The 6,000-nt window shown below is 64.4% G+C and carries 5 protein-coding genes; 1 reads left to right on the top strand and 4 read right to left on the bottom strand.

The features are described from left to right. A partial coding sequence (locus ACFPUZ_RS06280) for an integrase core domain-containing protein (protein ID WP_377000917.1) occupies nt 1-471 on the top strand: 471 nt, incomplete at its 5' end. Nucleotides 472-492: 21 nt separating this feature from the next. Here ACFPUZ_RS06280 and hutI read toward each other — a convergent pair. The 4 genes from hutI to ACFPUZ_RS06260 all read right to left on the bottom strand — a co-directional run bounded on the left by hutI (nt 493) and on the right by ACFPUZ_RS06260 (nt 5,952). Further along, the gene (hutI, locus tag ACFPUZ_RS06275) at nt 493-1,683 is read right to left on the bottom strand and encodes an imidazolonepropionase (protein ID WP_377000916.1); all 1,191 of its coding nucleotides are present in this window, start codon (nt 1,681-1,683) and stop codon (nt 493-495) included. A gap of 15 nt (nt 1,684-1,698) precedes the next feature. Continuing rightward, nucleotides 1,699-3,018, bottom strand: coding sequence for a YjiH family protein (locus tag ACFPUZ_RS06270; protein ID WP_377000915.1), 1,320 nt, complete (start codon nt 3,016-3,018; stop codon nt 1,699-1,701). A gap of 267 nt (nt 3,019-3,285) precedes the next feature. Next, complete coding sequence (hutU, locus tag ACFPUZ_RS06265; protein ID WP_377000914.1) at nt 3,286-4,968, bottom strand: urocanate hydratase; 1,683 nt, start codon at nt 4,966-4,968, stop codon at nt 3,286-3,288. 234 nt (nt 4,969-5,202) lie between these two features. Continuing rightward, nucleotides 5,203-5,952: an IclR family transcriptional regulator gene (locus ACFPUZ_RS06260; protein ID WP_377000913.1), complete on the bottom strand. Its 750-nt coding sequence runs from the start codon at nt 5,950-5,952 to the stop codon at nt 5,203-5,205. Nucleotides 5,953-6,000: the final 48 nt, after the last annotated feature.

The raw sequence follows: 6,000 nt of genomic DNA, 5'->3' as shown, positions 1-6,000 counted from the left end.
TGGAGGGCCGGGGCCAAACCGGGGCGTGGGTATTCCTACCTGCATCACGCCGTCGATGATCATTCCCGTGTGGTCTACTCCGAGATCCTCGATGATGAGAAAAAGGAGACCGCAGCCAGATTCTGGGCACGAGCCCGGGCTTACTTCGACAGCCTGGGGATCACGGTGAAACGTGTGATGACCGATAACGGCTCTTCCTACCGCTCCCACGCGTTTGCCGCGGCCATCGGCCAGGACGTGTCTCATAGGTTCACTCGGGCGTACCGTCCGCAAACCAACGGCAAGGTCGAGCGGTTCAACCGGACGTTAATGACCGAATGGGCCTACGCCCAGCCCTACACAAGTGAGAAGGCCCGGCAGGCAACGTACGCGGACTTTATCCACGACTACAATTGCCACCGAGCCCACACCGCCATCGGCGGCTTAACCCCCATGCAACGCGTTCACAACGTCACGGGGAAGTACAGCTAGCGGAGGTCACGCCGCAGAAGCTCAGCCATTCTCATGCACAAGCTCGCCTGCGACATAGGCCCGCCACGTCATGGGCATGCCCGGACGAAACGCGAGGTCGATCGCCTGGGGCGTAGTGAGCACGTGGAAGTCCGCGGCCGCACCCGGGACGATCGTCCCCTTGGCCGGCCTGCCGCGCGGGTCACGGCCGCCACCGACGTCGTGACGCAGCAGCGCACGCGCGCCACCCGATGTCGCCGCGTGAATGGCCTCGTCGAGGCTGAGGTACTGCTGGAGCACGGCGGTGCCGACGCAGAAGTTCATCGACGACGTGTTGGACGTCCCTGGGTTGAGATTGGAGGCGATGGCGATGTGCGCGCCGGCGTCGATAAGCCTGCGCGCCGGAGCCAGAGGCTGGCGGGTGGACAGATCGCAGGCCGGCAGGAGTGTCGCCACCGTGTCGGAAGAGGCAAGGGCCTCCACATCGGCGTCTGTCACGTAGTTCACGTGATCGACACTCGCCGCTCCGAGCTCCACCGCGAGCTGCACTCCCGGCCCTTCGCCCAGCTGATTCCCGTGCACCCGCAGCCCGAGGCCGCGCTCTTGTCCGGCCTTGAGCACCCGCCGGGACTGTTCTTCGTCGAAGGCGCCCCGCTCACAGAACACATCGATCCAGTCGACATAGTCGACGACTGCATTCAGCATGTCCCCCACCACGAGGTCGACATACTCCTCGGCATTCGCGCCCGGGGGCACAAGGTGTGCACCCAGGAAGGTCACGTCCCCGACATACTCGGCCGCCAGTTTCGCAGCCATCTGCTCACTCGGGACATCGAGACCGTATCCGGTCTTCGTTTCCAGAGAGGTGGTTCCCCCGGCGTGGGCCCCGCGGATCCTGTCACGCAGCAGCTTCTCCAGCTGCCCGAGGCCGGCGGCGCGGGTGGCCTCCATGGTGACGGCGATTCCCCCGGCCTGATAGTCCTCGCCTGCCATCCGGCTCTCGAACTCGGCGGCACGACTGCCGGCGAAAACCATGTGGGTGTGGGAGTCCACCCATCCGGGCAGCACAGCCTTGTCCTGCAGGTCAACGGCATTGTCGGCCGCAGGCGCGTGCGTGCGGGGGCCTACCCACTGGACCACGCCATCCTCGACGACGATCGCGGCGTCCCGGATCGTGCCTGCCTCAGACACGGTGCGGGCTTCAGAGATTCCTGTGAACAGAGTGGAAGTCATTGCTGGTCCTTCGTTTTAACCGGAGATGAGAAAGGCGAGAGGAGTGGCGAGCACGGTGCTGAGGACCACCCGCTGGAACCACATCACGACCATGTGCCACACCTTGAGGGGGATGTCGGTGGCGAGAACGGCCGGGATCATGGAGGAGAAGAAGAACACCTGGGACACCGACACGATGGCGATGATCATCCGCAGGACCTCGGACTCATGGCCTGCCACCAGGGTCGCCGGCAGGAACAGTTCCGCCAGGCCGATGGCCAGGGCCTCGGAGGCGAGCCGGGGATCGGGAATCTGGAGGAGCGACACGAGGGGGTAGAACACCAGGCCCAGGACCTTGAACACCGGGGTGAACTTGGCCACCAGCAGCCCGATGAAGCCCACCGACATGATGCCCGGCAGGATCTGCATCGTCATGACCATGCCGTCGCGGAAGTTCTGCCACACGATGTTCTGAATTGGAGGGCAGGCATCCAGGGTCTTCTCGGCCTCGCGCCACGCTGCGGACATCCGGTTGCTGGTGACCTTCTCCTCCGGCTGCGGTACGCAACCGGGGTAGTAGTCGTCGCCGACCGTGCTCAGCGGAGGGATGCGCACCAGGATGATCGATGCGGCGAAGGTGACGACCAGCGTCGCGAAGAAGTAGAGGCTCCATACGTGCATGAGCTCCAGGGTGCGGGCGATGACGACCATGAACGTGGCGGAAACAGTCGAGAATCCGGCTGCCACGATCGCTGCTTCCTTAGCCGTGTAGCCGCCTGCATGGTAAACCCGGTTCGTGATGAGGAGGCCGAGGGAGTAACTGCCCACAAATGATGCGACGGCATCGATGGCGGATCGTCCCGGGGTCTTGAATACGGGGCGCATGAACGGCTGGACGAAGACGCCGACAAACTCCATCAGACCAAAGCTGATGAGGAAGGCGAGGAAGATGGAGCCGACCGGAATCAGGAGCCCGACGGGGATGACGAGCTTATCGAACAGGAAGGGCCCCAGAGCAGGGTCGAACACGATCGACGGTCCGAAATTGAAGACGAGCATGGTCGCCACTGCGAGGCCCACCACACCGAGGACCGCAAAGATCGTCCGGGCCGTTGACTTCCTCCAGCGCCCACTGACGAAGGGGAAGACGGTGCCGGCCACGATCATGGCGTAGATGAGAAACTTCGTGCCCGAGCCGAGAGTGTCCTCGATCCACCCGACCAAATGATCGAGAAGAATCGTGGACTGGCCTCCCAGAGAGAACGGCACGAAAAAGGCGACGATGCCGATGGAGCTGTAGAGGAAGAACTTCCATAAGGAACGAGAATTGGTCGGACTCGATTGTGCGGTGCTCATTGATGTCTCTTTTCTGTCCTGGAGCGTCTCAACATCGAAATCCGACAGGTCGCTCGTGAAACGGTCAGGTGAGTGGTTGCTCGGGCGTACTCGCCGTTCTGCAGCCGGCGGACCGTGGATCGCCTGATCGACGGTGAAGTCGCACACAGCACCCTCGACGAGGACCTCGCCGTCGTCCGGGTGCGCGACGTGTATTTCAGTGATGGTGGAACGGTGGCCCGTGCACGACGCCGGGTTCAACGGCGTCGTGCAGAGCCGGGTCTGGTGCTAGTTGCTTTCGCGGCTCTGGAACGGCATCGGGATCCGGACCCCACGCTCTTCGGCGACCTCGTTGGCGCGGTCGTAACCGGCGTCCACGTGGCGGATGACACCCATGCCCGGGTCGTTGGTCAGCACCGCGGTGAGCTTGGCGGCGGCCAGCTCCGTGCCGTCGGCAACGGTGACCTGGCCCGCGTGGATGGAGCGGCCGATGCCGACACCGCCGCCATGGTGAATGGAGACCCAGGTGGCGCCCGACGAGGTGGAGGTCAGGGCATTGAGGAGCGGCCAGTCGGCGATGGCGTCGGAACCGTCGAGCATCGCTTCGGTCTCGCGGTAGGGGGAGGCGACGGAACCGGAGTCGAGGTGGTCGCGTCCGATGACGATAGGCGCCTTGAGCTTGCCTTCGGCGACGAGCTCGTTGAAGCGCAGTCCGGCCTTGTGACGCTCGCCGTATCCGAGCCAGCAGATGCGGGCCGGGAGGCCCTCGAACTCGACGAACTCATCGGCGGCGTCGAGCCAGCGGTGGAGGTGCTCGTTGTCCGGGAAGAGCTCCTTGATCGCCTGGTCGGTGACCTTGATGTCCTCCGGGTCGCCGGACAGTGCCACCCAGCGGAAGGGGCCGAGCCCCTCACAGAACAGGGGGCGGATGTAGGCGGGGACGAAGCCGGGGAACTCAAAGGCGCGGCTGTAGCCGGCGTGACGGGCCTCGTCGCGGATGGAGTTGCCGTAGTCGAAGACCTCGGCGCCCTCGTCCTGGAACTCGACCATCGCCTGAACCTGAGCGGCCATGGACTCGCGCGCCTTCTTGGTGAAGGTGACGGGATCTTCGGCTGCCTCGCGGTGCCAGTCCTCCACGGAGATCTCCATCGGCAGGTAGGCCAGCGGGTCGTGGGCGGAGGTCTGGTCGGTGACGATGTCGACGGTGATCTCCCCGGCGCGGTGGCGGCGCAGCATCTCCGGGAAGACCTCGGCGGCGTTGCCGACGAGTCCGACGGACAGCGGCTTGCGCTCCTCCTTGGCCTGCGAGACCTGCCTGATCGCGTCCTCGATGTCATCGGTGACGACGTCGAGGTAGCGCTTGGCCTGACGTCGCTTCAGGCGCGACTCATCCACGTCAACGATGAGGCAGGCACCGCCGTTGAGGGTGACCGAGAGGGGCTGCGCGCCGCCCATGCCACCACAGCCACCGGTCAGGGTCAGGGTCCCGGCCAGAGTGTTGTTGAAGCGCTTGCGGCCGATGGCGGCGAAGGTCTCGTAGGTGCCCTGCAGAATGCCCTGGGTGGCGATGTAGATCCAGGAACCGGCGGTCATCTGGCCGTACATCATGAGGCCCTCAGCCTCGAGGCGGCGGAACTCCGGCCAGTTGGCCCAGTCGCCGACGAGGTTGGAGTTGGCGAGGAGGACGCGCGGCGCCCACACGTTGGTGCGGAAGACACCGACCGGCTTGCCCGACTGGACGAGCAGGGTCTCGTCCTCCTCCAGGTCACGCAGCGTATCGACGATCGCGTCGAAGGCCTCCCAGCTGCGGGCGGCGCGGCCGGTGCCGCCGTAGACGACCAGGTCCTCGGGGTGCTCAGCCACCTCGGGATCGAGGTTGTTCATGAGCATGCGCAGCGGCGCTTCGGTCTGCCAGCTCTTGGCACTCAGCTCAGTGCCGCGGGGGGCTCGAACTTCACGGGATTCAGACACGGTGTTCTCCTTACACAAGGTCAGACAGCGGTCTCTCCGGGACGCCGGGAGGTATCCCGCGCCATAGTTCGAACTCACTGTGTTCTGGTTCACTTATGTAGGAGAAGCTATGGCCCCCGCGCCGCCCACTGAAGAGGAAAACACAGCCCTGTGTCTCAGATACGAGATTCCCCAGCTAGAGGACCGGTTCTCTCCTGCCCCAAAAGCCGCTTTTCCTCAGAAAAAACTGTGATTTTAGGGCCGACGGCCGTAGACACTCGCTGAGAGCTTCGCGGAAGCAGCCAGCAGACGCTCGAGCAACTCCGTGATCTGGGGCGGTTCCAGGCGACGGACGGGAAACGTGACCGCCAGGGACGCCGCCGGGCGATCGAGATGATCGATCACCGGCACGGCCACCGTCTGCTGCCCTCTAGACACCTCTTCGATCTCCTCGGCCCACCCGCGAGACCGAATCTCCGCCAGGTGCCCCTGAAACTCCCTCAGCGTCACGCCCTGCGAAGGCGCAGCCGCGAACGCCGCACGCGCCTCCACCTCGGGCAGGAACGCCAGCATCGAACGTCCCGAGGCGGTGCGCGGAGCGGGCAGCCGAACCCCGATCTCTGTCACCAACGACACCGCCCCCTGTGCCCGAATCTCGTGGAGATAGAGGACCTCGGATCCTGACAAACGAGAGATGTGCCCTGACCCCGAGACCAGATTGGCGGCCTGCTCGAGAAGGCGAGCCCCCACTCTCACGAGCGGCTGCTGCTGTGTGTAGGCACTCGCCATGGAATAGGCGATCAGTCCCAGACCGTAGGTGTTGTCATCGGGAATGCGCACCACGTACCCCGCATCCTGCATGACCTTGAGCAGGTGATAGGTCGTGGACCGTGGAAGATCAAGCTCGGACCGGATCCGGGCGGCAGAGACCGGAACATCCAGGGAAGCGAGCAGCGTGAGAATTCTCAACGTATGCCTTGCAGCAGGAACCTGACCCACGACCATGCCCTCCTAGTCTGGTATCTCGGACAGATGATGTCCCGAGGATACAGC

It is taken from the genome of Corynebacterium nasicanis (assembly GCF_042658165.1).
Taxonomy (GTDB): domain Bacteria; phylum Actinomycetota; class Actinomycetes; order Mycobacteriales; family Mycobacteriaceae; genus Corynebacterium; species Corynebacterium nasicanis.
This window is presented reverse-complemented; position numbering and strand designations above follow the sequence as displayed.

Coding starts and splice junctions, on each gene's coding strand:
- hutI (WP_377000916.1), bottom strand. CDS start 1,683: ATGACTTCCACTCTGTTCACAGGAATCTCTGAAGCCCGCACCGTGTCT.
- ACFPUZ_RS06270 (WP_377000915.1), bottom strand. CDS start 3,018: ATGAGCACCGCACAATCGAGTCCGACCAATTCTCGTTCCTTATGGAAG.
- ACFPUZ_RS06260 (WP_377000913.1), bottom strand. CDS start 5,952: ATGGTCGTGGGTCAGGTTCCTGCTGCAAGGCATACGTTGAGAATTCTC.